Source organism: Candidatus Methylacidiphilum fumarolicum (genome assembly GCF_949774925.1).
GTDB lineage: Bacteria > Verrucomicrobiota > Verrucomicrobiia > Methylacidiphilales > Methylacidiphilaceae > Methylacidiphilum > Methylacidiphilum fumarolicum.
Window position 1 is genome coordinate 565,492 of sequence record NZ_OX458932.1, and the last position, 26,284, is coordinate 591,775.

Sequence of the window (26,284 nt, forward strand, 5' to 3'; positions counted from 1 at the left end):
TTTTTTAAAGCAAAGGCTGTGCCAAATAAATTGTCATAATTGCTCAATCAAGGTTACTCATTTTTAGACACGCAAGTCCATTCGCATAGGAACTTTTGGCATGATTCCTGCTCAAAAAAAGAAAAAGGAGAACATATGAAAGGAACTTCGGAAAAAAGTGCTCAGGATCTTTTGGAAAATGTATCTAACGACCAAAGGCAGAGTATTGAACTAACAGAAGCCGCCGTACAAAAAATAAAATCTTTAATTGAGGAAGAACAGGACAAAGAACTCAAGCTAAGAATTTTTATTACTGGAGGCGGCTGCTCAGGCTACCAATATAATTTTGCCTTTGATCGAGAGATCGAAGAAGGGGATATCCTTTATGAAATGGGGGGAGTTTCTCTTGTGATCGATCCACAGAGTCATATGTACTTGCGAGGTGCACAGATCGATTATGAAGAAAATCTCGAGGGAGCCCGTTTTGTTATACATAATCCAAATGCGGGATCTACCTGCAGCTGCGGATCTTCATTTTCAGCAAATTGTACTCCATAAGATCAAACAAAAAAGCGAGGCGATTGACATGGCTATTTCCATAACTCAAAGAGCCCAGGAAAAGCTAGCGAAGGCGTTGTTAGGCAAAAAAGATTTTGTTGCCTTAAGACTGGCAGTAGTGCGTTCAGGCTGTGCTGGTTTTTCGTATCAGATGGATTATGTTCGGCAGATTGAATCGGACGATACGGTGTGGGATTTTCCTGGGGGAAAACTAGTGGTGGATAAGGAATCTTTTAAACTGCTGGATGGGCTTGTGCTTGATTATATTAAGGATCCTTTTAAGGAACGGTTCGTTTTTAATAATCCGAAGGCGACAGGAAGTTGTGGTTGTGGAGAAAGTTTCAGTGTTGCTAAGTGAGACGAGGAAAACAAAATTGTTTGTTTTTCGACAATCGCAATTCCTTAGCTAAAAGAGACTGAGTCAAGCTTAAGGTTGTGGTTGAGTGTAGGTGTTTGTTCCTTAATGGAGAGATTTAAAAGTTTTTTTCCTCTTGTTTAAGTTGGCATCTTCCTTGCTATCAAAAAACTAAGAAATCTTCTACCGATGAAAATCATGCTAAGAAAGAAGGAAGCTGGTGAAATAACGATTTATATCGCAAAAAAAGATTTGGAGGAACCGATCATCAGCTCTGACAAAAAAGAGTTGTTTGGAGGGGTTGTTACACTTGCCAATGGGATGAAATTTCTTCTGCCCGAAATGCCTCCTGATACAAAATTGCCTATAACCCTGGAAGCACGAAAAATTGAAGGCTAACTCATTGGACGTTGTATTTCTTGAGAAAAAATAATGAAGGCAAAACCAATAAAGTTTTCAGATCCTGACATGACCAATCAGGAGTTGGAAGTGTTGTATCGGATCCTTAGCTCAAATGAGCTTAGCGAAGGATCCGAAATAGAATTATTTGAAAGAAGTTTTGCCCAGTATGTTAACAGAAAATTTGGTGTCAGTTTTTGCAGTTCTAAAGTTGCTTTTTTGCTGTCTTTAAAGGCACTTGGCTTAAAGAAAGGGAGTGAAGTTATTCTTTCTGCCGCATCTTGGCGCGACCTTGGTCAGGTTCTGCTGTGGGCAGAGCTTACCCCGAAGTATGTGGACATCGATTATTGGTCTATGGCCATTGATCCAGCAAAAGTAGTAAAAGCTCTGAGCCCAAAGACCAAAGCGCTCATTGGGTTGAACCCTAATGGTCATCCTGCCAATTGGTCCGAACTAGAAAAAATAGCAAAGGAAAATTCTCTCTATCTGATAGAGGATGCAACCGAATCGATTGGATCGGTTTATCAAGGGAAAGTCGTCGGTTCCTTTGGCATCCTATCGATTTTCGATTTTTCACAACCTTCAGCTCTTGTGACAGGCAGAGGAGCCATGGTGGTGACGGATTCAGAAGAGCTAGCCTTTCACCTTAGAATGATGAGGGAGAGAACGGCTGAGGAAAGAAAATCAGTTGTCAAATCAAGACTCCCTTCTTTAGGTTGTTCGATGAGTAATCTAGAAGCTGCTCTTGGTTTAGCTCAATTGAACAGGATCGATAGTATTTTACAAAAAAGAAAGGATGTAGAAGCATTTTATACGCAGCTTCTCGGTGGTTTTGAAGGAATAAAAGATCCCTATGTTTCACCAGAAGCTACGGAGGTCCATTGGTTTTCTTATGTTGTGCATTTGGGTACAAGGTTTTCCCGATCAAGCAGAGATGCTATTATTGAAGATCTAAAACGGGAGAATATAGAAGCTTTTCCTTATTGTTATCCTTTACATATCTCTAGTTGGGCAATGGAAAGTGGGGTCCATAAAGGGATGTTGCCGATGAGCGAACGAGTAGCCGATAGAACCATCGCTTTGCCATTCTATGGGCTGCTAGATTTTGAACAAGTTGCTTGTATTGTCAAGACCCTTAAGGATGCTTCCCTGAATGTAGGGGCGGGAGCCGCTATTTACTGAAAAGAGAGCTACTATGGATGAACGACCTGTTATAATTCATGTGCGATTTGGGCCTGATGGTGGGGTAAGGGAGATTTCTGAAAGACCTTTCAATGTATCCGCACAAGACTGGTTTTATTTTCTTTGGGGAAAAGCTGGGGATAAATTCCAAGCCTTGTCTGGTGGGAGAGGTATTTTCAGGCTTTCGATGGAATATTTAGAAAAGCTGAAAAAGGAAAAGGAAACCGATGGAAAATGAAACGAACAAAGTTGAAAGGGATCTGGAAGAGATTGTAGCATTTATTGCATTAGGAAAAGTCGTTCCATTCCTAGGACCGGGTATTTTAGGATTTAGCAAGAACGCAGAATCTGTTCCTCAAAGTCCTGAAATGCTTGCTGAAAGCCTAGCTGCATTGGTTGCGGTCCCTTCCAGAATAAGAAAAAACCTTTGGAGTGCCAGCCAGTACATTGAAAATTATAGGCATAGAAAAACATTAAAAACTCTTTTAAGCCAGATATTTGATGCTGATTTGGAACCAAACGATCTGCAACGATGGTTGGCTCGAATCCCCCAACTTCCCCTGGTGGTGGATGTTTGGTATGATGCTTCTTTTAGCGTTGCTTTGAAAGAAGAAAGGCAATCTTGGGGACAGATTCAAGGAGTAAGTCAGGCAGAATACCCTGGGAACTGGGTAAAAGCCTACGATTGGGAAGATAGGGAGGTTGGAATGGAAGCTGCCTTTGCATGGCAAACTGTCCTCTACAAGCCAATAGGCTCAGTAAAGCCTCAAAAAAATTTCATAATATCTGATTCAGACTATGTTGAAGTCTTGACAGAGATAGACATCCAGACTCCTATTCCCGATCTGATAAAGGAATTAAGAAAAGATAAGCATTTTCTTTTTTTAGGTTGCCGATTCCAAAGCCAAATCGAAAGGACATGGGCCAGGCAGATTATTAAAAGATCTTCTGCTGTCCACTGGGCAGTTCTTACTAGTCCACTAACAAAAAACGAAAAGCGGTTTCTTGTTGAACAAAACATAAAACAGCTAGATCTACCCCTGGATGTTTTTGCTCGTAAACTTTTTGCTTCCCCCTCTTTTGCTTTGCCTTTGTCATAATGGGGTAAATATCCAGACCTAGGCTAAAATGTAAGAAAATTAACAGAAATGAAAGGTCTTGTTCGCATGCCAAGTTTTCTCCCAGAGAGAAATCCAGAAAGAAACTCTTGGCATGATAACTGCTAAAATGAACTCAGAAAGAACAGGAAGTGCAATGGCTGAAGCTATTTTGAAACAGATGGAAAAACTCGAAGCAGCCGAAGATTTCTTTAAATTGTTTGAGGTCCCCTATGATCTAAGAGTGCTTAGGGTCTATAGACTCCATATCCTGCAAAGATTTCATGATTATATAGCTGCGGCTTCTTTAGATATCTCTTCGAAAACGGATGAGGAGATCAAGCAGTCTTATGCTGAACTCCTTGCTAGGGCCTACGAAGATTTTGTCCATTCTAATGCCCAGAATGAAAAGGTTTTTAAAGTATTTAAAGAGCAGGGGAATCCTCCGCCACAGAAAGCTATTCAATTCGTATCCATTGATACATTGGTAGGGAAGGAGAAACTCAAAAGGAAAACACAATAAAGAGTTGTTTTTATGCATGTAGTCATTCTTGTAAAACAAGTTCCAGACTCAAGCCAGATTAGAGTCCATCCTCAGACAGGAACGATTATGCGTCAAGGTGTACCGGCAATCCTAAATCCATATGATCTGTTTGCTCTTGAGAAAGCTTTGGAATTGAAGGATGTCTATGGCAGCTTTTTGACGGTTCTTTCCATGGGGCCTTTACAGGCAGAGGCAGCGTTGAGAAAAGCCCTTTCTTATGGAGCCGATGAGGCGATCCTTTTGTCGGATAGGGCCTTTGCGGGGTCCGATACACTCGCCACTTCTTATGCGTTGGCAGCGGCGTTAAGAAAAATCGATTCCTACCGGAAAATCGATATCGTTTTTGCTGGCAAGCAAACAATTGATGGGGATACAGGACAGGTTGGCCCAGGGGTGGCTAGACGACTTGGATTGCAGCTATTGACCTATGTTCAAGAAATCAAGCATATCGATTATGAAAAAAAGAAGGTTTTGGTACACCGAAAAAGTGAAAAGGGCATTCAGGTTGTCTCGTCACAATTACCCTGTTTGATGACGATTCTTGATGGCAACAGCTCTATCCGATATGCCTCCTTGCCCAATATGATTCGTGCTGCTAAAGCCCCTGTAAAGATTTGGAATAGGATGGATGCAGGGATTGAAGATATATCAAAGATTGGTCTTAAGGGATCCCCGACGGTGGTAGGCAAGGTATTTGCTCCGCAAAATACGAGAGGTCCAGCGGAAATGATTGAAGGGGATGAGCCAGAGCTGCTGTGCTCTATCCTAATAGAAAAGCTTTTCGAAAAATATCCAGAAGTGGAAAAAGAAGTCCTTCAACAAGTTCGGTAGCCAAAGAAAGGGAAAGAAAGAAGAGGGGCCAAAGGCGTACTGCGGCTTTAGAAGACCTAAACAGTGCAATAAAGATGAGGCTATGAGTGAGATTGAGGAGAAACCAAAAAATCAGAAAAGAAAGAAGGTTAGTCTAGATCCAAGACTTTCTGAATACAGAGGCATCTGGGTCTTTATCGAACAGGAAGAGGCAAAGGTACATCCTGTGAGTTGGGAACTATTAGGGAAAGCTTGCGTTTTAGCTAAATTTTTAGGGGTCGATGTAGGCGCAGTTGTCTTTGGTGGCAACCAGGAAGTGGTCGATACAATCAGTAAGGATGCTATTGCTTATGGTGCGGATATCGTCTATCAAGTTGTTGATCCCTCTCTTGCTGATTATCGCAGCGATCCGTTTACAGAATGCTTGGTGCAATTGGTCAAAAAATATAAACCGGAAATTCTTCTGCTTGGGGCTACCTCTTTGAGTAGAGATTTAGCTAGCAGTGTGGCTACGTTCCTTGAAACGGGACTGACTGCTGACTGCACCGAGCTGACTATAAACCTAGAAAATCGTAGCTTAGAAGCAACAAGACCGACTTTTGGAGGTAGTCTTCTTTGTACAATTTTAACCCTTAATTACAGGCCACAAATGGCTACGGTAAGACCTGGAGTCTTCCCTATCCCTTTACCTAATACCGACAGGAAGGGAATGATTATAAGGGAACAGCTACAGTTTAATGAAGCAAGCTTTGTTACGAAAGTCTTAGGCTTTATTCCTGATCCATACAAAGCGTCTGAGAGACTGTCCCAGGCTGATGTTGTGATTGGAGGGGGAAGGGGATTAAAACAGGCAAGCCATTTTTCTCTTTTAAGAGAACTGGCTATGCTATTAGGTGGGGAAGTGGGAGGCACAAGACCGGTTGTTCAAGCTGGTTGGTTGGAAGCCGAAAGGCAAATAGGGCAAACGGGCAAGACCATAAGGCCAAAAGTCTATATAGCTGTAGGAATTTCTGGTGCCGTTCAGCACCGGGTAGGAATTGAAAAGGCAGGAACGATTGTTGCTATTAATAATGATCCGAACGCTCCAATTTTTGACTATGCAGATATTGGCATTGTTGGAGATTTTCTTGAAGTTATTCCTGCTATGATCCGGGTTGTGAAAAATAAAATTTCCTTAAAGTACGACTGTCTAAAGAAACAAGGGGTTGGAAAGGCTGAAGAGCTATGAAAGAAAAATACGATTGTATCGTTGTTGGTGCTGGACCAGGAGGCACGGCTGCAGCCTATACATTAGCTAGCAATGGACTCAATGTGATCCAGTTGGAGCGTGGGGAATATCCCGGCTCTAAGAATGTGCAAGGAGCAGTGTTGTATGCCAATTCTCTGGAGAAAATTATTCCAGAATTTCGTATGGATGCCCCACTTGAGCGTTTTCTTGCCGAACAACGGGTATGGATTATTGACAAAGATGCCTATGTTGGGACCACCCACCGGACAGCTGCATTGAATTGGGACAATGCCGATAGGTATACTATTTTGCGTGCGCCATTTGACAGATGGTTTTCGAAAAAAGCACAAGAAGCTGGAGTGCTTTTGATTTGTGAGACGACGGTGCTTGATCTGATTAAAGAAAAGGAGCGGGTAATTGGAGTAAGAACAGACAGAGAAGATGGAGAGCTCTATGGGGAAGTGGTGATACTGGCGGATGGGGTTAATTCTATGCTCGCAAGAAAAGCGGGGTTCAGAAAAGAGATAGTGCCCAAAGAAGTTGCTCTTGGAGTAAAGGAAACCATTTTTATTCCCCAAGAAATTTTAGAGAACCGTTTTGGCCTAGTAGACAATCAAGGGGTTGCTATTGAAATGCTAGGTTCTATCACTCGAGGAATGCTCGGTACAGCTTTTCTTTATACCAATAAAGAATCTATATCCATTGGGATTGGTTGTTTATTGGCTGATTTAAAGAAAGAGAAAATCCCACCGTTTGAACTTCTAGAGTCTTTGAAAAACCATCCAGCAGTCAAACCATTGATCGTTGGAGGAGAGGCTAAAGAATATTCGGCCCATTTGATACCAGAGGGAGGATATCATGCAATGCCACAAATTTATGGTGAAGGCTGGATGGTTGTTGGTGATGCAGCCATGTTTGTTAATTCTATTCATAGAGAAGGATCGAATCTGGCTATGGAATCAGGGAGGTTGGCTGCCGAAACGGTCATTGAAATTAAAAAGAAAAAAGGAAGGTTTAATAAGGAGAATTTGGCTCTCTATAAAGAAAAACTCGAAAAGAGTTTTGTCCTGAAGGACCTCAGGAAGTACAAGAATTTTCATGCTTTGATTGGAAAAAATCGGCATTTCTTGACCACCTATCCAGAAATTATGAATGATTCTCTGTTCTCTCTTCTTAAAGTGGATGGAGTAGATAAGAGAACGAAGGAAAAAGAGACGATCAAAAATATCCTAAAGAAAAGATCGGTTTCAGGTATTCTTCAAGACGCAATTCAGCTATGGAGGGCTACAAGATGATTCAGATTGAGGAAAAACTCTACCAGAATCGCTATCGAGTGGATGAAGGCAGGCCTCATATTAAAATAAAGAATCGAGAAACCTGCACACTCTGTTATGACAAAAGTTGTACTGTGCTTTGTCCAGCCGGCTGCTATAGGAAGAATGAGACGGAGGAGGTGACATTGATTACTGACGGCTGTCTGGAGTGTGGAACTTGTCAGATCATCTGCATGGAGCATAAAAATATCCAATGGGAATATCCTAGAGGTGGCTTTGGGATCCTCTATAAGTTTGGATGAGCCGTTCTGTTAGACTTACTCATTTCAGCTCGTCAGCCGAAACAAAGATGACTTCCTGCCTCATCGAGGCCAGTTTTACCGCCGTCTTGCGACGACGGCTAGAACCTTCCCCTCTATAGGCTTCAGATCCATCAGAACTCGCCGTAGACCTGCCTTGTACTGCCAAGCCATACGCTAAGGGATTCTTGTCTGCATTCACGTCCCGGTCCTGGAGGGTTCCACAGTCCGGGTAGGTCCACTGGCAAACCACCACGCCGCAGAACTGACGGCATGCGATGCTTTTGGAGAGCTTAACCCATAATAGCGAGCTACCGCTTGTTTGGAATCCCGATGAGGAGGATTGTTCTGAGGTGGACGACTCCAGGCTCAGGAGGGGTGTCATTTTGGATAGCCAAGATAACACGCTAATTTTATCCCGCTTTCCCCGGAGAATGAAACAGCCTTGGCAATCCCGAGTCATCCCGTTACAAAACCAAGCTAAAAAAAAACTCGGGTCAGGCGTAAGTAAGCCCCGAGTTTGTTTTTAAGAACAGAACTTCTCAAGATAATAACTTATCCTTTTTTATGAGAATAAGGAGCATTGAGAGCATTGATCAGTTTTTTGGCTCCTTGTGGCACGGCAACCTTTCCACTCAGAATTTCTGAAGCAGTAAGATCTTTGTGGTAATATCTTTTGTTAGTGTCTTTAGATTCTGCTATATCAAGACCGCTTAAGGCAAGTCCTCCAAAGAATCCTTTACTCCTTTTATAAACATATATATGAGATTTGGGCTTGTGTTCAGATTCGGTGGTTGGTCCAGCAACTCCTTCCATTTCCCCTTTTAGTTTAAATTTCCCACCCTTAGCAAAGGTGTTGACCGCCTTTTTGGTGTTCATAATAATAACATAATGGGATGTTTCACCTCCTGCTTGCAGTCCAAAGCCCATACCAGAGGCTGAAATGGCTGAAGGAGCGGTCCAACTGTTTCCTTTCCTAGCGACAACTAACCCATGGCCACTTTCTCCGCTAAAAATAAAACCCGCTTCCGAAACCCTTAGCACGGCAATGCCCTTCGCATTGTTGAAAACAGATTGAGGAATCCCGTTTTTGGGATCTCTTTTGAATTCTTTAATGACAGCGGTAGAATGGTCAATGGTTCGTTGAAAATCCCATGATGCCCAAGCTGGTGCTGTCGAAAAAAACAAGCTTAGTAACAAAAACAGGCTAGCATGGATAACTCCTCTATTGCCTATTGAAAAAAGTTTCATATAAATTCCTCCTCGATAATTCCTTTTTTTTAATTTTTTTAATAGTATAATGAGTAGATTGACTTGACTTTTAAATAATAAGGTCTTTGAGATCAAGGAAAAACTTTAAAAAAAGCCTGTCGCTCGAAGATATTTTTCTTGGTAATAAAAAAGAAAGGCTGAAGCTACTATTTTAATGTTTCAACTTCCTTATGCCTATTCATAATTTTGATCAATTCATTCAAAAACTTGAAGAAGCGGGAGAACTTATTCGGATTAGCGAGCCGGTGCACACGGAACTGGAAATAACTGTGCTTGCTGATCGAGAAATGAAAAGTCCTGGGGGAGGTTATGCTCTTCTTATCGAAAAACCCATTTTATTAAAAGGTAAAATTTCCCGATTTCCTCTTTTAATCAATGCTTTTGGATCCTGGAAAAGAATGGAAATTGTCCTAGGCCGAAAGCTCGCTGAGTTGGTGGAGGAGATCGAAAGTCTTCTGAAACCCGAAGGACCTAAAAGCATCTTTGAGGGTTGGAAAATGATCCGTAAAGGGATCGATTTTTTTAAATCCCAGCCCAGACTGGTCGGATTGGCTCCATGTCAAGAGGAAGTGGTACTTCTAGAAGATGAGAATCCTCCTATGGGGCTACTAGATCTGCCAGTTTTAAAATGTTGGCCTAAAGATGGAGGGGCCTATATAACCCTTCCACAAGTCTTTTCCGTAGATCCCTATACTGGGAAAAGAAACGTAGGCATGTATAGGATTCAAATATTTGATCAAAAGACAGCTGCCATGCATTGGCAAGTCCATAAAGTTGGGGCACGACATGGCCAGGAATATGCCAAAGAAGGAATACAAATGCCCGTTGCGATTTGTTTAGGAGGGGATCCGCTCATGACTTTTGCTGCCACAGCCCCCCTTCCCGATGGTGTGGATGAGGTGGTCTTTGCGGGATTTTTAAGAAAGGAAGGCATCCCGATGGTCAAATGTAAAACAATCGAACTGGAGGTGCCCGCAGAATCGGATATCGTTATTGAAGGAGTAGTTGATCCTCTGGACTTAAGGCCTGAAGGACCATTTGGAGATCATACAGGCTTTTATACCCCAATAGACTTATATCCTGTTTTTCATGCCAAAGCCATAACGTTTCGGAAAAAGGCGGTCTTTCCTGCAACAATAGTTGGGAAGCCGCCAATGGAAGATTATTATCTAGGGACGACCAGTCTGAAGTTGTTTTTGCCCCTATTAAAGATGAATTTTCCTGAAATTGTCAATATTGCTCTGCCACCGGAAGGAGTGTTTCACAATTTGTTGTTTGTATCGATCAAAAAACAATATCCTTATCAGGCTTATAAAGTGATGCATGGATTATGGGGCATGGGGCAGATGATGTTTTCCAAAATTATTATCGTTGTGGATGAAGATGTTGACGTTGACAATACTTCTGAGGTGCTTTTTCATCTTTGTGCAAATGTTGATCCAGAAAGGGACTTTTTGTTTACTCGTGGCCCATGCGACAGTCTAGATCATGCTCAGTCTGAAGCCAATATTGGATCGCATGTCGGGATAGATGCGACAAAAAAGCTTCCTGCTGAAGGCTATAAAAGAGTCTGGCCAGAAAAAATAACAATGGCTCAAGAGTTTATTAAAAAAGTCGAGGAAAAATTTCCAAGAAAATTAGAAAGAAGATCTTCATGAAGAAAATATTTGTCACAGGAGGGGCAGGCTTTTTGGGTTTTTCTACAGCCAAGCGTTTGCTTGAAACTGGTCATCAGGTTGTTGCCATTGATAATCTCAATCCATACTATTCGGTCAAACTTAAGGAAGCTCGACTAGCGATCCTCAAGCAATACAGTGCTTGCCAATTTGAAAGAGTGGATTTAATGGAGAAAAAAAAAATTGAGGAAATCTTTGCTTGGTTCAAACCAGAATGTGTCATTCATTTTGCTGCTCAAGCGGGCGTAAGATATAGTCTGACGAATCCTTATTCTTATGTTGAATCGAATGTCTCAGGAATGGTTCCTATTCTAGAATCTTGTCGGAAATATGGGGTTTATCATTTTCTTTTAGCAAGCTCTAGTTCCGTTTATGGAATGAATCGGCAAATCCCCTTTAAAGTAAGTGATCCTGCCGATCATCCTGTAAGTATTTATGCAGCCACGAAAAAGGCAGCTGAGCTGATTGCTCATGCCTACAGCCATCTTTTTTCTATTCCCATTAGTTGTATGCGCTTTTTCACTGTTTATGGCCCATGGGGAAGGCCCGATATGGCTTATTATAAGTTTGCTCAATCCATTTTTCTCAATAAATCGATCGATGTTTATGGAGAAGGCAAACTTAAAAGGGATTATACCTATGTCGATGATGTAGTAGAGGCTATCATTCGATTGATGGATCGAGCGCCCCAAAGGCAAAGGGAATCCGAGATAGATGGAATGAATCCTTCAGTAAGCACTGCTCCGTTTCGAATCCATAATATTGGCAATCGTCAACCGGCTGAAGTTATAGATCTCGTTAAGCTCATTGAGAAATACATGGGTAAGAAGGCGACTATCCACTACTTGCCAATTCCTCCAGGAGACGTCGAGTTGACATACGCAGATACAAGCACTCTTGAAAAGGAGATCGGATATGCTCCTACAACTTCTCTTGAGGAAGGCATTTGTCGTTTTGTTGAATGGTTTTTGAAAGAAGGCTATCTTTTTTAAAACTTTTCCAGAATAGAAACAGATATCAAAGGAAAATCGCTGGGGATGTTCAAAAGCATTGATTAGAACGACTTAAATAAAGGTTTTGGAAAGAAAGGGTATAAGCCAATCTGCTGAAGTACACTGGAGGAATGTAGTTAGCAGAAAGATCGATTTTTCAACCCTATGCATTCCAACTTCTTATAGTGATCAAGGCCATTGAACTATTCTCTCTCTGAACTGACAGCTTTTCTTGATCGACTTCCACAGAACTTTGGTCAGCTTTGGGTCACTATAAAATGGAGGAAAAGAAGATAATTTTTTTAAATATTTTTTCTTAAGCATAATTATTTGTAAATAAGGTTTTATATGCTACAAGTAGTTAAGGCAGGATAGGAAATAGACAAAAAAGAACGAACTATGGAATTTAGAAAGTTATTCGATACTTTTCTTTTCAAATTGCTTTATCTTTGAAGGGGCAACAGTATGGATAATTCAGAAGATATTTGGGAAAGGATAAGGAAGGAGAGTCCATTTGACAAACCAGATCCTTATTTTTTAGAAAGGTTTCAGGCAAGGCTGCGTTCTGAAAAAATACAAAACGAGAAAAGAAGGCAATTGATTACATATCTTGCCAGTTTCTGCCTTGTTCTTGTTTTTTCTGCAAGCCTATTAGCGGTCGGAAAAATTTGTATGCAATCCTGGATAAGAAATCAAGTTTTCAATTCTTTGGAAGTAACGGTTGAATCCATGGTAGGAGATTTGAATCTGCTCTCCTTGGAAAAACCAGATATGATGGTTAGTAATACATCCGAAGAGCTATGGACAGAAGATATATTTTCCTTTTAACAGTGGTAGTCGCTTTCGGAGTACTAAAAGGGACGACGAGTTCTGCAATAGCTCAGGTACTAAGCCGCAAAGAACCGTTAGTGCCTTTATTATCTCAAGATGTGGAGATTCGCGAAAAAATTTTCGAGGTTCTTTATCTACCGGATGAAGAATTAATAAAAGAGCTTTTCAAATGGCCCAAGTTCAATCAAATGGACCTGGAAGAAAAAGGATGGTTTCTTCAGCGTATTGCGATTATGCGTCAAAAGGTTAGGCAATTAGCCAGATCGAAGGCAAGGCAACTTGGATTAAGTCTCAACGAAGAGCAGCTTAATGCATTCGAAAAAAGTTATTGGCACAAGAGATTGGAAATAGAAAAAAAGTTTATCGAAGAAACTGAAAATCGAAGAAAAGAGCTGGCTAAAGAGTTGGAAGATGCCCTCCAGAAGGAATTTTCTAACCTATCGACAAAATCCGTAATGGAACTGGAAGCGCATAATAAAAGTCATTGATCTCGAGGATTAAGCCTTTTTTGTAAATTCTTCTGTTGCTTTCACTAAGAAGTTTATCTAAAAATTGTCTGTGGAACAAGAACCCGCTCTTTGTCAGGCTATATTGTTTTCTGACTATGTTATTAGGGAAAAAGGAACTGATAGGCTTTCGATCATTAATTCTTTTAACAAACTTTATTTCCCCCATTTTCCATGTTTGACTCCTCCTTTTTTCCTTTCTATTTTCTTGACGCATCTTCGAGGGAAAATCGATTCTCTTGATATTACGGCAAGGGTGGAAGATCCGCACTCAGGCCATGTGTTGGCTAGCTGCTCTGGAAAGATTGGGTTTCCAGCTGACAGTCCTTCGATTGAAGAAACAACTATTCTTGATCTAACGCTGCCTGTGACTCCATTTTTGGTTTCGCAGCAAGGCATCTACAGTGTCGTCATTCTTGTTAACAATGAAAAAATTGGAGAAAGGATTTTACCTGTTTTACTCTTGCCCCCAAGCTTTGGTGTTCATTCTGTGCTAAAACCTCCGCCTGCCCCTCTCCAATAAGTGGATCAGAAAAAGAAGCTTAGGACTCTTTAGTTTATAAACGGCGCGGGAATACCCATCCCCTTTAGGGGATTGGGATGAGAGCGCCGCAATCCATGCTATTTCCCTTGGCATTCCGCGATGTATCGACGGATGACTTCCGCAGATACTGCACCAGCCATTCCCACATAGTAAGCTTGCGTCCATAGGTGTTCCCGGCGATGCCCAATGTTCTTGAGCTTCGGGAGCCGTTCCCGAGAGCCCCGCGGGACGTGTAACCCTTGAGGGGTCCCACGATCGTTGACGGAGACCAGCGAGGAGATGCCGATACGAAGCAATGCACATGGTCGATGTCTGTTTCCAAAGCTGGCAGCCGAAAACCGTGTTGCCGGCAGCATTCGGCGAGCAGAGCCTTGCAGGCCGCGTCCACCTCGCCGAATAGGATTCTGCGACGGTATTTTGGTATCCATACAAAGTGGTAGGCGATCTGATAATGCGCCCATCGCGTTTTTCCGGTTTGCAATGTATCAGCCATAATGCTAGGATAGCATCTATGGAACGGGTCCGCATCCTATCCTTGAAGCGTATCTCCAAAAGGCAGGCTGCCATCATCCGGCAAGGCCAGATGGAGGCGGCCAAGGTCTGGATGGCGTGCCGCGATATGCATCTCAAGGCTCGCGAGACGAATGCCTCTTGGTCTGGGCGTAAAGAATATCACGAAGCCACCGCCGGAGGACGCTATGCCTTGCATTCCCAAAGCGTCCAACAGGTCTTTCGCGCATTCGACGCAGCCGTGGAAGCAACTGGCAGGAACCGCCGCGCAGGACGCAAGGAGATCCGCTATCCATACAAGGACAAACGCTTTTTCCCTCTGATGTGGCCGGCCCAGGCAATGGGATTGGAGGAAAAGCGGATCATCCTCCCCATGGGACGAGGCTGATCATCCCTGGTGTTGCCACGTCCCGCTTGGCTCTCGCGAAAATCCGCTTGCAAGGTCGTCTGGAATGGCCTGCACAACGAATTGCACGTAACCCTGGTCGAATCCACAACCGATCCGAACTCGCAAGGAATCACGGAGCGGTGTGCCACGGTGGATTTCGGCCAAATTCACCACGCCGCCGTAGTCACCAACAACGGGAACGCCCTAGTCGTTTCTGGGCGGGGAATGCGAACCATCAAGCGGCTGCACAGCAAGCATCTCGGCGAAATCCAGAAAAAGCGCTCCTGATGCAAGAAGGGCTCCCGCCGTTGGCGCAAGCTCGGACGAGCCAGAGCGAAGCCTACGCTGCGTCATAAACGCAGGATTTGCGACCTGTGTCACAAAGGCATCCGGAAGGTCGTGGACTTCTGCCTGTATCATGGAATTCAATCCATCTTCGCCGGCAACCCGGATGGGGTGCGTCGAGGCGCTTGCGGACGCCGTCACAACCAGCGGATGAGCCAGTGGGAATACGGCAAGGATTTGGACTATTTGATGCAGAAGTCGGAGCAAGCCCGCATCGCGTGCTTCACCGGGGACGAGCGCGGCACCTCCAGCCGGTGTCCGGAATGCGGCCATCGCCACAAGCCCAATGGACGGAACTGGCGATGCCCGAAATGTGGCTTTCAGGGCCACCGGGATGAACAACCGGCGGCTGGGAAGCAGTAGTAGCCCGGACACGGGCCAACGTTGTCTAGCTGAAGCACGGCCTCAAGCGCCGCCGGTTCGCCGGCGGGTTCCCCACGGGAACCGCCCACAAGCCGTGCGTACTAGCTAGAAGCTCACCCGCTTCAGCGGGTTGAGAGTGTCACTCTAGAATTTCATCTACTCCAATGGCACCGAGTCGAAAGAGAATGGTGGAGAGATTTGAAGAAAAAAGAGGGTCTGTTTTTTTAATTACAAGAAAAAAGCCATTATCCATGCCTCTTTCGTTGTACCTTTTCCAGGAGAACAAAGGATGATAGAACTTAAAGAGTCGACCACAGAATAATATCCCAAAAAAGGCTCCAAAGGAAGCGAAGAGAGCTGTTAGTTCAAAGAAAATGGGAACAAAGGTGGGTAGGCTAAAATAGGGTTTTCCTTGAACGACTAAAGGATAAAAAAGATTCAGCAAGGAGCTGCTCAGCAGATGCTTCAGGAAGTCGGGTTTAGGTAATGAGATGGTACTGACAAGGAGCAAGGCTAAAAGAAAGCCAACGGTGCCTCCCATTAAGACGATTCTTGAGACCCAGGATTTTTGAATGGGGCCTGCTTCGGAGAGTTCATGAAAAGGATAAGGACTATAAAGTTCAAAGTGGCTAAAGCCTAAAAGTTTTAATTTTTTTGCTGCTTTACAGAGAAGCTCTGGAGTAGAGAATTCTGCCCCCAAAGCGTACAGATCTTTGTTTTCTTTTAAATCCTTTCCTTTCTCTCCGCTAGAAGCGGAAAGGACAAGATCTTTTTGTTTTTCAACTTCTCCTTGGAAAGGAGACTTGAAACTTTCTTCCATAGAAAAAAAGTGGCTGTCTTTTTTGTGAACAAAAGGATGTACCAGTGCTTTGACTTCGAACATGGCAACGGAAGGAAGAAAGCGTAGAAAAAGAAGAAACAAAGTCAAAAAGAGGCCAATGGAGCCAACATAAAGGAGCACGTCAATGGCTGTAGGAACAAAAATCCGCCAAGAAGAAGGTAAAAAGTCCCTGTGGAGCGAGATAATGATGATCACAAAACGTTCAAGCCACATGCCGACATTAGCTAAAAGCGCTATAACGAAGAGAGAAAGGGGGTTAAAACGGATCTTTTTTATCCACAAAAATTGAGGGGCAACACTGTTACAAAAAAGCATAGACCAAAACGCCCAAAAATAAGGCCCTTTAATTCGATTTAAAAAAGCATAGCGTTCGTATGGATTGGCGCTATACCATGCGGTGAAAAGTTCTATAAGATAGACGTATCCAACCATTGAACCGGTAGCCAAAAGCCATTTCCCCATCTGATTGATATGTTCAGGTAAAATTAATTCCTTGAGTTTTGGAATAAGGGCCCGACTGGGAATGAGTAAAACCAGAATCATGGCAAATCCTCCAAATATGGCACCGACACCGAAATAGGGAGGAAATATAGTGGCATGCCATCCAGGCAATATCGTCGAAGCAAAGTCACAAGATACAAACGAGTGGACTGAAAGGACCAGAGGAGTGAGAATACCTGCCAGGCAAAGATACCCTAGTTCATAATGGGTCCATTGGCTAGCAGACCCAAGCCAGCCTAAGGAAAGAATAGCCCAAAGTTTCTTTTTGAAAGGTTTTGTTTCTTTTTCTCGTAGAGTCGCAAAATCAGGAATCATTCCCAGATACCAATAAAGCAGGGAGACCGTTAAATAGGTAAGCACAGCAAATACATCCCACATGAGAGCGGCTCTCAAGTTTTGCCAGATGCCAGCAGACCAAGGCACTGGAAAGAGATACCATCCCATCCATTGCCTTCCAATGTGAATGGCTGGGAAAATGGCACCACTAGCAACGGCAAAAATAGCCGAAGCTTCTGCTGCTCTGTTCACCGAGTTTCTCCATTTTTGACGGGATAAAAGCAAAATGGCTGAAATCAGTGTGCCGGCATGGCCTATACCTATCCAGAAAACGAAATCAACAATAGGCCAAGCCCATACGACAGGGGATTGATTACCCCACACTCCTATACCTGTGGAGATGACATAGACAATCGACAAAAAAGCAAGAATAGCTAATGAAGCACAAATACTAATGGCCCATCTCCACCAATTTCCCATGGGAGTGGAGAGGATCGAATAGACCACCTCGCTAATAGAGGCAAGAGTGGCATGAGAGGGAAGTAAAGGAGGCCTTTCTAAAGTCATTCCTCCGATTGTTCTCTCCTGCAAGCCAACCAATGGAAACTCACGCGGAGGATTTCCATTCATTTTTATTTGTCCATTACAATTATTAATAATTAAAGAAAAATACGAAAAGAAAAACAAGTTATATTTCTAATCCCTGAATTCGTGAATCTATTGTATCTTTCCTCAAGGTTTGCCTTAGATATATCTTGTGTCTTTTATAAAAGAAGCTAGACAAAAGACTCTTTTCTAGTGAATTTTTAGAAATGCGTTTTCTTTTGGTCGATGGGTATTACTATGCGTTTCGCTCCTTTTATGCTATGCCTCCTCTTTCTACAAAATCGGGGGAGCCGACGAATGCGATTTACGGACTGACTATTGTTATTCGAAGGATGCTTGCGGATCTCCAACCCGACTTTGGCGCTGTAGCATTTGATGGTGGATTACCTGCTGATCGAATAGCCTTAAGGTCAGATTATAAGGCGAATAGACCTGAAATTCCTAACGCTTTAAAAGTCCAAATTCCCTGGCTTAAAGAACTTTTACAAGCCCTTGGCCTTACACCAATAGAGGTTGAAGGACAAGAAGCAGACGATGTCATTGCTACCTATACGAAAAAGGCGATTGAAAAAAGTATTGATGTGGTTTTGGCGACCAATGATAAGGATCTATTGAGTCTGATCGGACCGCATGTAAGGGTATATACTGTAGAAAAGAAAAAGTTTAAGCTTATTACAGAAAAAGACATTGAAGAAAAATGGTTAGTCCATCCATGGCAGCTACCTGATCTCCTTGCCTTAACTGGAGACAGCGTCGACAATATCCCTGGTGTTCCTGGCATTGGTAAAAAAACAGCAGCAAAATGGATTAGTCGATATGGTTCTCTCTCTGCTTTACTTAGTGCCAGTGATATTCCAGACAAACGGTTTGCGCAACTTATTGAAGAGAATAAAGAACTAATTTTGACCAATTATAAGATGCTTGAGTTAAAAAATGATATTCCCTTGCCTCTACCGATTGAAGAGCTTCGGATAAAGCCTAACTATGCAGAACAGGAGAGGCTTTTCAAACGTTTTGAATTTAAAAAGTTAGCGGAAGCCCTAAAAGAACATCCAGAAAAAAAATCTTCAGAAAATACTGACATATTATTTGGATAAAAAACGGGGTTCTGATTGAGAAGAATAGTTTTTTCTTTTTCCAGATACACTTTAAACAATATAATCTTACTATATGAACACAGAGGTCTCTTTTACCAGGGGTTCTGAAAAACTATGCCAGATTACTGAGAAGGCGGCTTTAAGATTAAAGGAAATTCTAGAACAGAGTGGCAGGCAGGAAGGAGCCCTTCGTATTTCTGTTGTTGGAGGAGGATGTGCGGGGCTACAATATGAAATGAACATTGTGGATGGTCCAGAAACAAAGGATATTATGATCGATTCCAAAGGGGTCAAACTCATTGTGGATCCGAAAAGTGCGCTTTTTTTAAGCGGTTCTATTCTGGATTATTCGGAAGATTTGCTTAATCAAGGCTTCGTTGTTAAGAATCCCAATGCGGTTTCTCATTGTTCTTGTGGAAAAAGTTTCGCTATCTGAATTCTCTCACGTTAAAACGATCGATGATAAGGAGGATTCTTGGACCCCGAACATTCAAATAAAGGAGGTTTTTTTTCGAAACTTAAGAATTCGGCGTCCTATTCGGCTTCTTTACAGCTGGTAATTCTTTTTGGCTGTGTTAGTCTAGCTGCTGATGTCACTTATGAAGGTGCAAGATCTATTTTAGGTCCTTTTCTAGGTGTTGTCGGAGCAACGGGTAGTGCGATTGGTTTCATAGCTGGCATAGGGGAACTGACTGGTTATGTAGTTCGACTTGTAGCGGGAAGCTTGGGGGATAAAACAAAAAGTCACTGGGTTTTTGTATTCGCAGGGTATTTTATAAATCAAATTGCAGTGCCTTTATTAGCTATTGTAAAAAATTGGCCTCAAGTAGGCCTTCTGATCGTTCTGGAAAGGTTTGGCAAAGGCATACGAACTCCTTCTCGCGATGTATTATTGTCCCATGCTACAGAAGGGGTCGGTAGAGGATTTGGTTTTGGCATTCATGAAGCCTTAGACCAAGTAGGAGCGATGACTGGCCCTTTTTTGATTGCCTTAGCCATTATGCATTGGAAAAGTTACCGGACTGCTTTGGGCTTGTTAATCATTCCAGCTTTTCTGGCTTTGTTGGTTCTTTTTGTGACTCATAAAAGATACCAAAAACTCAGTGCCATTCTGGTTGACTGTCAGCCAAAAGAACAAAATGACAAAGCTGGTGGCAAACGACAAGGATTAACTGAAAGCTTCTGGTGGTATATCACTGGCCTTGGGTTTTTGGCTGCTGGATATGTAGATTTTCCTTTGATTGCTTACCATTTTGGGCAAAAAAGTATTTTTAAAGAATATGAGATTCCTTTGCTTTATATGCTAGCAATGGGGGTAGATGCCATCGTGGCATTGGTAGCAGGCAGATTATTTGATAAAAGTGGCATAGGCTCAATGAGCTGGCCAATCATCCTTGGCTCTCTGTCCTCCCCTTTAATATTCCTCTTTCCGATTCGAACGGTTGCTATCATTGGAATAATTTTTTGGGGAATAGGCCTAGGGGTGCAAGAATCTGCGGTCAGAGCAGCTATTGCCTCCCTTGTTCCTATAGAAATAAGAGGAACAGCTTTTGGTATTTTTTATTTTGTCTTTGGTTTGTCTTGGTTCTTAGGAAGCTGTGCCATGGGCTTTCTTTACGATAAGTCTCTAGCCTATGTAGCTCTTAGCTCTTTTATTTTACAAATTCTTTCTCTTCCCTTATTAGAAAGGAGCCAGAAGAAAATTAAAGAGCAGAAAGAGGTTGTATAAAATCAAGCTGCCAAGGTAGCAAGCCACAGTGGTGTTTAAACCGTCCAAGAGTCATCTGAAAAACCATCGTCATCAAAATCATCTCCAGGGATGGTAGAGTCCACAGAAAGATCTTCGCTATCGTCGGCTTGGTTGTCAGTTATTTCTTGTTCATCGACCTGATCCGTTGAGGGGGATTCTTTGGGGGCTTCGGTCTCTGGGGGAAGGATAATGTTTATATTTTCTCTGGGACGACCGAATCCAAAGAGATTTTCAAGGGCTGCTAAACCGAGGGCTCCTAAACCCATAAATCCCGCTGCTTTGGCAGCATCTTTCAACTCAGAATTATTTTGTGGACGTTGCTCAGGGTTTTGATTAGTAGACCTTTCTTTGGGATGAGAAGAAGGACTTTCCCAGTGAAGCATTTCTTCGGAAGTTTGTTCTTTGTTTGAAGCCATTTCGTCTCGGATCTTTTGTTTGAATCCCTCAAAGGAAGGATTGCTTAAAGCATAAGGAAAATAGAGAATAGAATGGCCTTCAGAGTCTTGTTTTTGAAGGACTGAAGCTAACCATTGTCGTTCTTCAGCTGATAGGGCTTGTGGATCAATATCCAGCACGATCCGATCTTCTTTGCAATCGATGCCTTCTTTTAAACAGGAGATCTGATCAACAGGACAGAGAATCTTCATAATTTTAAATTTCTTTATCTAATTATAATCAATTCATACTGAAAAAACAACTTGTCTTAAATAGGGAAGGGTATTTTAGTCTTGCCAATGGCTAAAAATCTATCTTTTAATAAATTCTGACGATGCAAAGGCAGCGATTCTTTTTAAAAGTCTTTAATGAATAAACCGATAAGAATTCTAGGGATTGACCCAGCTATTCGGAAAATGGGCTATGGGATCGTTGAATCCAATGGGGACAGTGTCCAATTGATAAGCTATGGGGTAATCAATGGAAACGGTAATGATCAAGTTCGAAGGCTTAGACAACTTTATGATGGACTGTTTGAAATTGTGCAAAAATACGTTCCCGAACAAGTGGCTATGGAATCAGTTATTTTCGTACAAAATAGGAAAACAGCCATCGATATGGGTGCGGCTCGTGGGGTTGCCTTACTGTTGTTTTCTTTGAAGGATCTGCCGGTTTTTGAATATAGTCCTAGAACGGTTAAAATTGCTGCAACTGGCCGTGGTTCGGCTCGGAAAGAGCAGGTATCTTTTATGGTCCGAGCAATTTTATCACTAAATTATTCTCCCCCAGCGGATGCTGCTGATGCGCTGGCGGTGGCTCTCGCGCATGTCCACAACTTATGGAATGTTCGAAAAGGTTATGATTTCATATCTTAAAGGAATTCTCATTTATTGCTCTTTTCCTACGATTATCGTTGAATCCCATGGAATAGGCTTTGAAATCTTCTCTTCTCTTTCCCTTTATCAAAGCCTTCCCCCTCTCCATTCGGAGGTTTCTCTGTATACCCATTTGAATGTCTCAGAAAACCGCTTCGAACTTTTCGGATTTCATGATCTTGAAGAACAGCTTACCTTCAGAATTCTTGTTGAAAAAGTGCATGGGGTGGGGCCAAAAACAGCGATTACTATTCTCAATGTCCTTCCTCCAAAAGAATTTAAAGAAGCGATATATAGGGAAGACTATAGGGTTCTTTCAAAAATCAAGGGGATTGGAGAGAAGACTGCGCACAGGCTGGTGGTGGAACTAAAAGATAAGTTGGATATGGGGCATTCAGTTGTTGGTCCCTTTTCAAAGGTGACCAAAGATCAAATTTTTGAAGATTCTCTTAAGGCCTTGGTTGCATTAGGATTCAAAGAGACAGAAGCAGTGAAGCTAGTTCGGAAAGTAAGAGAAAAAGAGCCGGAGAAGGATCTTGAAGGTGTTATACGGGAATGTCTGAAGCTGACCTGTATGGAAAGGTAACCTAACTCATTGATCTAAGGAATGAGGAAAAATGAATCCAAAAATAAAGGATGTATTGGCTCAGCCCACCGATAGTTTATTTGAAGAAAATTTGAGGCCCCAAAAGCTCGGCGATTTTTTAGGACAAGAAAAAATCAAAGAACGGCTTTATATTCTTGTTCAGGCAGCAAAGATCAAAAAGGAACCGCTCCCGCATCTTCTTTTCAGCGGTCCACCGGGACTGGGAAAGACAACCTTAGCACATATTCTTTCTAAAGAAATGAATGCTTCTCTTAAAATAACTTCTGGTCCTGCTCTTGATAAGGCGGCCAATTTAGCAGGCATATTAACCACATTGGAATCTTTTGATTTTCTTTTTATCGATGAAATCCATCGACTTAGTCGTCCTGTAGAAGAGTATCTTTACCCAGCGATGGAAGATTTCCGAATGGATATTTTGATCGATCAAGGACCTAATGCTAGAAGCATTAGGCTCAATCTCCCAAAATTTACCTTAGTTGGTGCGACCACCCGTGTAGGTCTTCTGACTGAACCTTTGAGAAGTCGGTTTGGTTTGATCAATCGTTTGGAATATTACAAGCTTGAAGAGCTTGTTAAAATTGTTCAACGTTCCTCACGGATATTGGAAATGGAAATGAATGAACCGGCCGCAAAGGAGGTAGCCAAACGCTGTCGAGGAACGCCAAGAACGGCTAATCACCTTTTGAAATGGATTCGCGATTATTCCTATGCCAAAGGGCATCAAAAAATATCTCTGGATGTCGTTAATAATGCCTTAGCAATGATAGAAATCGATGAAGATGGATTGGATGAAATGGACAAGAAGATATTGGAAACCATTGTTTATAAATTCGAAGGTGGACCTGTGGGACTACAATCCTTAGCTGTTGCTGTTGGTGAGGATCCTGGAACCTTAGAAGAAGTCCATGAACCCTATCTCATCATGGAAGGCTATATAAAAAGGACTCCACAGGGAAGAGTGGTGACAACTCGGGCATACGAAAAGCTAAAAGTAGCTCCACCTTCCGCTCAAGTCGAGTTATTTTAATTTTTTCTTTTTGACTTATTGGGATAACTTGTGTTCCATTAGACTTTAAATCTGTTTAATATCTTTGAGGAGCGTTGATAAGCTTTTTTCAACAATAATGAAAAGCTTTAGAGAAGAAATATGGTTCAATATTCCCTCGCGTCGAGCATTTGTTCTGCTGACTCCAAAACTTGAAGAATGCGTGAAAAAAAGTGGTATTCAAGAAGGTCTGTTGCTTTGTAATGCTATGCACATTACTGCCAGTGTATTTATAAACGATAATGAAGCAGGACTACACGAAGATTTTGAGAGGTGGCTGGAAAGACTAGCTCCAGAAAAGCCCTATTCTCAATACAAGCATAACGTTGGGGAAGACAATGCCGATGCGCATCTAAAAAGGACAATTATGGGCAGAGAAGTTGTCATTGCAGTCACAGGCGGGAAGCTAGATCTGGGTCCTTGGGAGCAGGTTTTTTATGGAGAGTTTGACGGGAAGAGAAGAAAACGGGTTTTAGTAAAGATTATTGGAGAATGATTGTAGGCTATGAGTGAAAAACCTTTTCTAATGAGATCTCTCTCTGTCTTTGCTCTTTTACTCATTACTGGATGCGCCAATTCTCTTCCTCCAGAGTTAACATGGGAAAAGGTGCTCTATGCCATTAGAGAAAAGTTTCCGGATGTAGCTTCTGTTTCAACAGAAAAACTCGAACGATGGATTACCGTTGGGGGAGATTACGCACCAGTGCTTTTGGATGTGCGAACGGTGGATGAATATGAAGTGAGTCATCTCTATCATGCCTGGCGGGTGTCTCCCAATGAAAAAATACGGTTAGGTTATAGAGGGCTGAAAAGAGAACAGCCTATTGTGGTCTATGATTCTGTTGGGTTTAGAGCAGCTTCCTTTGCACGAAGACTCCAGCAAGCGGGATTCTGGCAGGTTTGTTATCTAGAAGGCTCTATTTTCAAATGGGCTAACGAAGGAAGAGCCCTTTATAAAGGTGAGAAAAGAGTTACCATGGTGCATCCCTGTGATTCCTATTGGGGAAAACTGCTGAATCCAGAACATAGAGCCCTTTCTTTGGTGGACCTCGGCGAGCCTGTTTATTAATTATTCAAAATAATTTAAACATTGATTATAAACCGCGCGGGAATATCCATCTCCTTTAGGGGATTGGGATGAGAGCGCTAAACTAGATATTGACTGAATACGACAAAAAGTTAATCTAATACTAAGTCCGCATCGTGTGCTTCATCATAAGATCTGATGTCCTGATGCGGCCATCACTAATTAGTGATGCCCTGAGATATGGGGTTTTAAATATTAAACGTATCTACAACCCAGTTTTGGAAAAGAGACAGACCACCGGAATGAATAGCTGGTGGTTGGGAAGGAGTAGTAGCCTGGACACGGGCCAACGTTGTCTAGCTGAAGCATGGCCTCAAGCGCCGCCGGTTCGCCGGCGGGTTCCCTACGGGAACCGCCCACAAGCCCTGCGTGCTAGCTAGAAACTCACCCGCTTTAGCGGGTTGAGAGTGTCACTCATAGTTCGTTTGTAATAGCAAATAGGCCTCGGTAGCTCAGCTGGTCAGAGCAGGTGACTCTTAATCACTGGGTCGGGGGTTCGAATCCCTCCCGGGGCACTGCTCAAAAATAAAAACTGAAGATTTTGAGTTTTTCTCTTTCCTTTCTATGAAAAAGAAGAGATAATAAACATCCTTCTTTATGAATACTATCAGCAACTCGGATACAGAAAGTCATTTTGATTTTGCTTCCTTTTCAAGGGCTGTTCTAAATCAGTTTGAGTCGACTCCCTTCCCTTTTGAAGACGAAAAAGTGCTTTCCGACCAGTCTTGGAAAATTATCCCTCCTAACTGGCTTAATGCCATTGGCAGACCAGGAAAGCCCTTTTATGACAAAGGAAAATTTTTGGTTGCTGGGTGCGGAACTGGTAACGAAGCTTTCAATATTGCTAGAGCCTTCCCAAACTTGACAGTCGTAGCTTTTGATATTAGCCAGAGGGCTATCGAAACGGCTATCAAATGGCAGAAGGCTTCGGGGATTCAAAATGTCCATTTTGTTCAGGAAGACTTAATGAACCCCAATTTGTCCCATTCCCTTGGATCGGATTTCGATTGGATTAGTTGTCATGAGGTGCTTTCATTTGTTTATGATCCCCAAGCAGCTCTTCATCATCTTGCTAGCTGTCTTTCTCCCGATGGATGCATTTATATTGGCGTCAAAGGCACTTTTCATCCAACTGTTAGACTTGCTCCGGCTATTTCTCTTTTTTCCCTTAATCTGAATAATCCTGAACAACTCAAAAGAACAAGAGATGTACTTTCTGCATGCGATAACCTGATGGGTATTCCTATCGATAAGGGAATAGGTGCACAGCCCGAAAGTTATTTAAAAACACATGTCTTTGGAGTGCATCATGACTGTTTCCCATTGCACACATGGATTGAAATCATTCATAATTCCGGTCTTCAATATATCAATTCTTTGTATACATCCATGAGCTTTCTTCAGCTCCAGGACAACCGATTTTTCGATATCCTTACTGAACTCGACCTGCCTACCCTTCATTCATTGATTGATCATTGTAATCCTTCTTTTTTCCATATGATTATTGCTTCGAAGCCAAGGAAAATGCCCCCTTTTGCCCCTGCCGACAGAAATGAATTTTTACATTGGCGCCCTTTAGTGGATTTATGGGATAGGACAAAGATTCAAGCCGTTCATCCCCCTTATAATCAAGTCTTAGAAGTAACTTTTGATATTCCTGGGCTATATAGACAGCTTCCTTTGAAACTTTCTTCCTATTTGATCGAATTTTTAAGGAGATCCGATGGTAGTCGCCCTGTGTCTCAAATTGTTGCAGAGATTGGAGTAGATGTAAAACCAGGAGAACTTTTCCCAGCCCTTGCTCGGTTTTATTTTAGCTCACTTCTGAATTTTTTGCCTCCTCTTTAAGGAGTTTTCTTTTATCTCCATGGCAGGCAGTAAAATCCATATACGGGAATGTGGATTATTAGTTCCCTAGACAAGAAGTCAGACACTAGACCAAGAAGCAAATTGAAATTGCTCTTTACAAGATTTTATTAAAAAATTACTTTTTTGAAATTCTAAAAACGAAG

The 26,284-nt window shown here is 42.4% G+C and carries 31 protein-coding genes, 1 tRNA gene and 1 pseudogene; 28 read left to right on the forward strand and 5 right to left on the reverse strand.

Going from position 1 to position 26,284, the window contains the following annotated elements:
- The first annotated feature begins 135 nt into the window (after window positions 1–135).
- From erpA to QOL44_RS02495, 11 genes are all read left to right on the forward strand, one after another.
- Window positions 136–537: an iron-sulfur cluster insertion protein ErpA gene (gene erpA / locus QOL44_RS02445; RefSeq protein WP_009060113.1), complete on the forward strand. Its 402-nt coding sequence runs from the start codon at window positions 136–138 to the stop codon at window positions 535–537.
- Window positions 482–895: a HesB/IscA family protein gene (locus tag QOL44_RS02450; RefSeq protein ID WP_166791420.1), complete on the forward strand. Its 414-nt coding sequence runs from the start codon at window positions 482–484 to the stop codon at window positions 893–895. Before erpA ends, QOL44_RS02450 begins: the two co-directional genes overlap by 56 nt.
- A gap of 186 nt (window positions 896–1,081) precedes the next feature.
- A complete protein-coding gene (nifT, locus tag QOL44_RS02455; RefSeq protein WP_009060111.1) occupies window positions 1,082–1,291 on the forward strand; it encodes a putative nitrogen fixation protein NifT in 210 nt (69 codons plus the stop codon).
- A 33-nt stretch (window positions 1,292–1,324) separates the two neighbouring features.
- Window positions 1,325–2,473 (forward strand): DegT/DnrJ/EryC1/StrS family aminotransferase, encoded by a 1,149-nt coding sequence (locus QOL44_RS02460; protein WP_009060109.1) that lies wholly within the window; start codon window positions 1,325–1,327, stop codon window positions 2,471–2,473.
- A gap of 13 nt (window positions 2,474–2,486) precedes the next feature.
- On the forward strand, window positions 2,487–2,711 hold the full coding sequence (locus tag QOL44_RS02465) for a hypothetical protein (RefSeq protein WP_009060107.1): 225 nt from the start codon (window positions 2,487–2,489) through the stop codon (window positions 2,709–2,711).
- Entirely contained in the window at window positions 2,701–3,573 is an 873-nt protein-coding gene (locus tag QOL44_RS02470) for an SIR2 family NAD-dependent protein deacylase (RefSeq protein ID WP_009060105.1), read from the forward strand. Before QOL44_RS02465 ends, QOL44_RS02470 begins: the two co-directional genes overlap by 11 nt.
- Before the next feature lie 127 nt (window positions 3,574–3,700).
- Window positions 3,701–4,093, forward strand: coding sequence for a nitrogenase-stabilizing/protective protein NifW (gene nifW, locus QOL44_RS02475; RefSeq protein WP_228343237.1), 393 nt, complete (start codon window positions 3,701–3,703; stop codon window positions 4,091–4,093).
- A 12-nt stretch (window positions 4,094–4,105) separates the two neighbouring features.
- Entirely contained in the window at window positions 4,106–4,945 is an 840-nt protein-coding gene (locus QOL44_RS02480) for an electron transfer flavoprotein subunit beta/FixA family protein (RefSeq protein ID WP_009060101.1), read from the forward strand.
- A gap of 82 nt (window positions 4,946–5,027) precedes the next feature.
- Window positions 5,028–6,152, forward strand: a complete 1,125-nt coding sequence (locus QOL44_RS02485; RefSeq protein ID WP_009060099.1) for an electron transfer flavoprotein subunit alpha/FixB family protein — start codon at window positions 5,028–5,030, stop codon at window positions 6,150–6,152.
- Window positions 6,149–7,447, forward strand: coding sequence for an FAD-dependent oxidoreductase (locus tag QOL44_RS02490; RefSeq protein ID WP_009060097.1), 1,299 nt, complete (start codon window positions 6,149–6,151; stop codon window positions 7,445–7,447). The genes QOL44_RS02485 and QOL44_RS02490 overlap by 4 nt, the downstream gene beginning before the upstream one ends.
- The gene (locus QOL44_RS02495) at window positions 7,444–7,728 is read left to right on the forward strand and encodes a ferredoxin family protein (RefSeq protein ID WP_009060096.1); all 285 of its coding nucleotides are present in this window, start codon (window positions 7,444–7,446) and stop codon (window positions 7,726–7,728) included. The genes QOL44_RS02490 and QOL44_RS02495 overlap by 4 nt, the downstream gene beginning before the upstream one ends.
- 552 nt (window positions 7,729–8,280) lie before the next feature.
- Here the strand turns inward: QOL44_RS02495 and QOL44_RS02500 are convergent.
- Window positions 8,281–8,976: a lipid-binding SYLF domain-containing protein gene (locus tag QOL44_RS02500; protein WP_009060094.1), complete on the reverse strand. Its 696-nt coding sequence runs from the start codon at window positions 8,974–8,976 to the stop codon at window positions 8,281–8,283.
- Between the two features lie 191 nt (window positions 8,977–9,167).
- On the opposite strand from QOL44_RS02500, the gene QOL44_RS02505 reads away from it, so the two are divergent.
- From QOL44_RS02505 to QOL44_RS02525, 5 genes are all read left to right on the forward strand, one after another.
- Window positions 9,168–10,655 carry a menaquinone biosynthesis decarboxylase gene (locus tag QOL44_RS02505; protein ID WP_009060092.1) on the forward strand — a complete coding sequence of 496 codons (1,488 nt, stop codon included), beginning with the start codon at window positions 9,168–9,170 and terminating at the stop codon, window positions 10,653–10,655.
- Window positions 10,652–11,665 carry an NAD-dependent epimerase/dehydratase family protein gene (locus tag QOL44_RS02510; RefSeq protein WP_009060090.1) on the forward strand — a complete coding sequence of 338 codons (1,014 nt, stop codon included), beginning with the start codon at window positions 10,652–10,654 and terminating at the stop codon, window positions 11,663–11,665. Before QOL44_RS02505 ends, QOL44_RS02510 begins: the two co-directional genes overlap by 4 nt.
- A 465-nt stretch (window positions 11,666–12,130) precedes the next feature.
- A complete protein-coding gene (locus QOL44_RS02515) occupies window positions 12,131–12,493 on the forward strand; it encodes a hypothetical protein (protein WP_009060088.1) in 363 nt (120 codons plus the stop codon).
- 2 nt (window positions 12,494–12,495) lie between these two features.
- On the forward strand, window positions 12,496–12,984 hold the full coding sequence (locus QOL44_RS02520) for a hypothetical protein (protein ID WP_283401201.1): 489 nt from the start codon (window positions 12,496–12,498) through the stop codon (window positions 12,982–12,984).
- A 70-nt stretch (window positions 12,985–13,054) separates the two neighbouring features.
- Entirely contained in the window at window positions 13,055–13,525 is a 471-nt protein-coding gene (locus QOL44_RS02525; protein ID WP_194281586.1) for a DUF6941 family protein, read from the forward strand.
- Window positions 13,526–13,623: 98 nt separating this feature from the next.
- Here QOL44_RS02525 and QOL44_RS11215 read toward each other — a convergent pair whose 3' ends face one another.
- The gene (locus QOL44_RS11215; protein ID WP_390886894.1) at window positions 13,624–13,902 is read right to left on the reverse strand and encodes a transposase; all 279 of its coding nucleotides are present in this window, start codon (window positions 13,900–13,902) and stop codon (window positions 13,624–13,626) included.
- Window positions 13,827–14,039 (reverse strand): annotated as a pseudogene (gene tnpA, locus QOL44_RS11220) (IS200/IS605 family transposase); the annotation flags it as partial. The gene QOL44_RS11215 and the pseudogene tnpA, both read right to left, overlap by 76 nt.
- Before the next feature lie 18 nt (window positions 14,040–14,057).
- On the opposite strand from tnpA, the gene QOL44_RS02530 reads away from it, so the two are divergent.
- Together QOL44_RS02530 and QOL44_RS11225 are read left to right on the forward strand one after the other, a co-directional pair.
- Entirely contained in the window at window positions 14,058–14,444 is a 387-nt protein-coding gene (locus QOL44_RS02530) for a hypothetical protein (RefSeq protein ID WP_045086720.1), read from the forward strand.
- Window positions 14,445–14,978: 534 nt separating this feature from the next.
- Window positions 14,979–15,152 carry a zinc ribbon domain-containing protein gene (locus QOL44_RS11225; RefSeq protein WP_390886895.1) on the forward strand — a complete coding sequence of 58 codons (174 nt, stop codon included), beginning with the start codon at window positions 14,979–14,981 and terminating at the stop codon, window positions 15,150–15,152.
- Between the two features lie 139 nt (window positions 15,153–15,291).
- Here the strand turns inward: QOL44_RS11225 and QOL44_RS02535 are convergent, their stop codons facing one another.
- On the reverse strand, window positions 15,292–17,400 hold the full coding sequence (locus tag QOL44_RS02535) for a quinol:electron acceptor oxidoreductase subunit ActD (RefSeq protein WP_009058316.1): 2,109 nt from the start codon (window positions 17,398–17,400) through the stop codon (window positions 15,292–15,294).
- A gap of 182 nt (window positions 17,401–17,582) precedes the next feature.
- On the opposite strand from QOL44_RS02535, the gene QOL44_RS02540 reads away from it, so the two are divergent.
- The 3 genes from QOL44_RS02540 to QOL44_RS02550 all read left to right on the forward strand — a co-directional run bounded on the left by QOL44_RS02540 (window position 17,583) and on the right by QOL44_RS02550 (window position 20,202).
- Window positions 17,583–18,473 carry a 5'-3' exonuclease gene (locus tag QOL44_RS02540; protein ID WP_009058317.1) on the forward strand — a complete coding sequence of 297 codons (891 nt, stop codon included), beginning with the start codon at window positions 17,583–17,585 and terminating at the stop codon, window positions 18,471–18,473.
- Between the two features lie 73 nt (window positions 18,474–18,546).
- The gene (locus QOL44_RS02545; protein ID WP_009058319.1) at window positions 18,547–18,909 is read left to right on the forward strand and encodes a HesB/IscA family protein; all 363 of its coding nucleotides are present in this window, start codon (window positions 18,547–18,549) and stop codon (window positions 18,907–18,909) included.
- Window positions 18,910–18,948: 39 nt separating this feature from the next.
- The gene (locus QOL44_RS02550; protein ID WP_009058322.1) at window positions 18,949–20,202 is read left to right on the forward strand and encodes an MFS transporter; all 1,254 of its coding nucleotides are present in this window, start codon (window positions 18,949–18,951) and stop codon (window positions 20,200–20,202) included.
- Window positions 20,203–20,237: 35 nt separating this feature from the next.
- On the opposite strand, the gene QOL44_RS02555 is transcribed toward QOL44_RS02550, so the two are convergent.
- Complete coding sequence (locus QOL44_RS02555; protein ID WP_009058323.1) at window positions 20,238–20,870, reverse strand: hypothetical protein; 633 nt, start codon at window positions 20,868–20,870, stop codon at window positions 20,238–20,240.
- Window positions 20,871–21,026: 156 nt separating this feature from the next.
- Between QOL44_RS02555 and ruvC the strand changes: the two genes are divergently transcribed.
- The 7 genes from ruvC to QOL44_RS02590 all read left to right on the forward strand — a co-directional run bounded on the left by ruvC (window position 21,027) and on the right by QOL44_RS02590 (window position 26,120).
- Window positions 21,027–21,533: a crossover junction endodeoxyribonuclease RuvC gene (ruvC, locus tag QOL44_RS02560; protein WP_009058324.1), complete on the forward strand. Its 507-nt coding sequence runs from the start codon at window positions 21,027–21,029 to the stop codon at window positions 21,531–21,533.
- Window positions 21,517–22,119: a Holliday junction branch migration protein RuvA gene (ruvA, locus tag QOL44_RS02565; RefSeq protein ID WP_009058325.1), complete on the forward strand. Its 603-nt coding sequence runs from the start codon at window positions 21,517–21,519 to the stop codon at window positions 22,117–22,119. Before ruvC ends, ruvA begins: the two co-directional genes overlap by 17 nt.
- 31 nt (window positions 22,120–22,150) lie before the next feature.
- Window positions 22,151–23,167 carry a Holliday junction branch migration DNA helicase RuvB gene (gene ruvB, locus QOL44_RS02570; protein ID WP_009058326.1) on the forward strand — a complete coding sequence of 339 codons (1,017 nt, stop codon included), beginning with the start codon at window positions 22,151–22,153 and terminating at the stop codon, window positions 23,165–23,167.
- A gap of 97 nt (window positions 23,168–23,264) precedes the next feature.
- Window positions 23,265–23,681 (forward strand): secondary thiamine-phosphate synthase enzyme YjbQ, encoded by a 417-nt coding sequence (locus QOL44_RS02575; RefSeq protein ID WP_009058327.1) that lies wholly within the window; start codon window positions 23,265–23,267, stop codon window positions 23,679–23,681.
- Between the two features lie 9 nt (window positions 23,682–23,690).
- Window positions 23,691–24,254 carry a rhodanese-like domain-containing protein gene (locus QOL44_RS02580; RefSeq protein WP_009058328.1) on the forward strand — a complete coding sequence of 188 codons (564 nt, stop codon included), beginning with the start codon at window positions 23,691–23,693 and terminating at the stop codon, window positions 24,252–24,254.
- Between the two features lie 459 nt (window positions 24,255–24,713).
- A tRNA-Lys gene (locus QOL44_RS02585) sits at window positions 24,714–24,787 on the forward strand.
- Between the two features lie 82 nt (window positions 24,788–24,869).
- The gene (locus QOL44_RS02590) at window positions 24,870–26,120 is read left to right on the forward strand and encodes a class I SAM-dependent methyltransferase (RefSeq protein ID WP_009061192.1); all 1,251 of its coding nucleotides are present in this window, start codon (window positions 24,870–24,872) and stop codon (window positions 26,118–26,120) included.
- The last annotated feature ends 164 nt before the right edge of the window (window positions 26,121–26,284 follow it).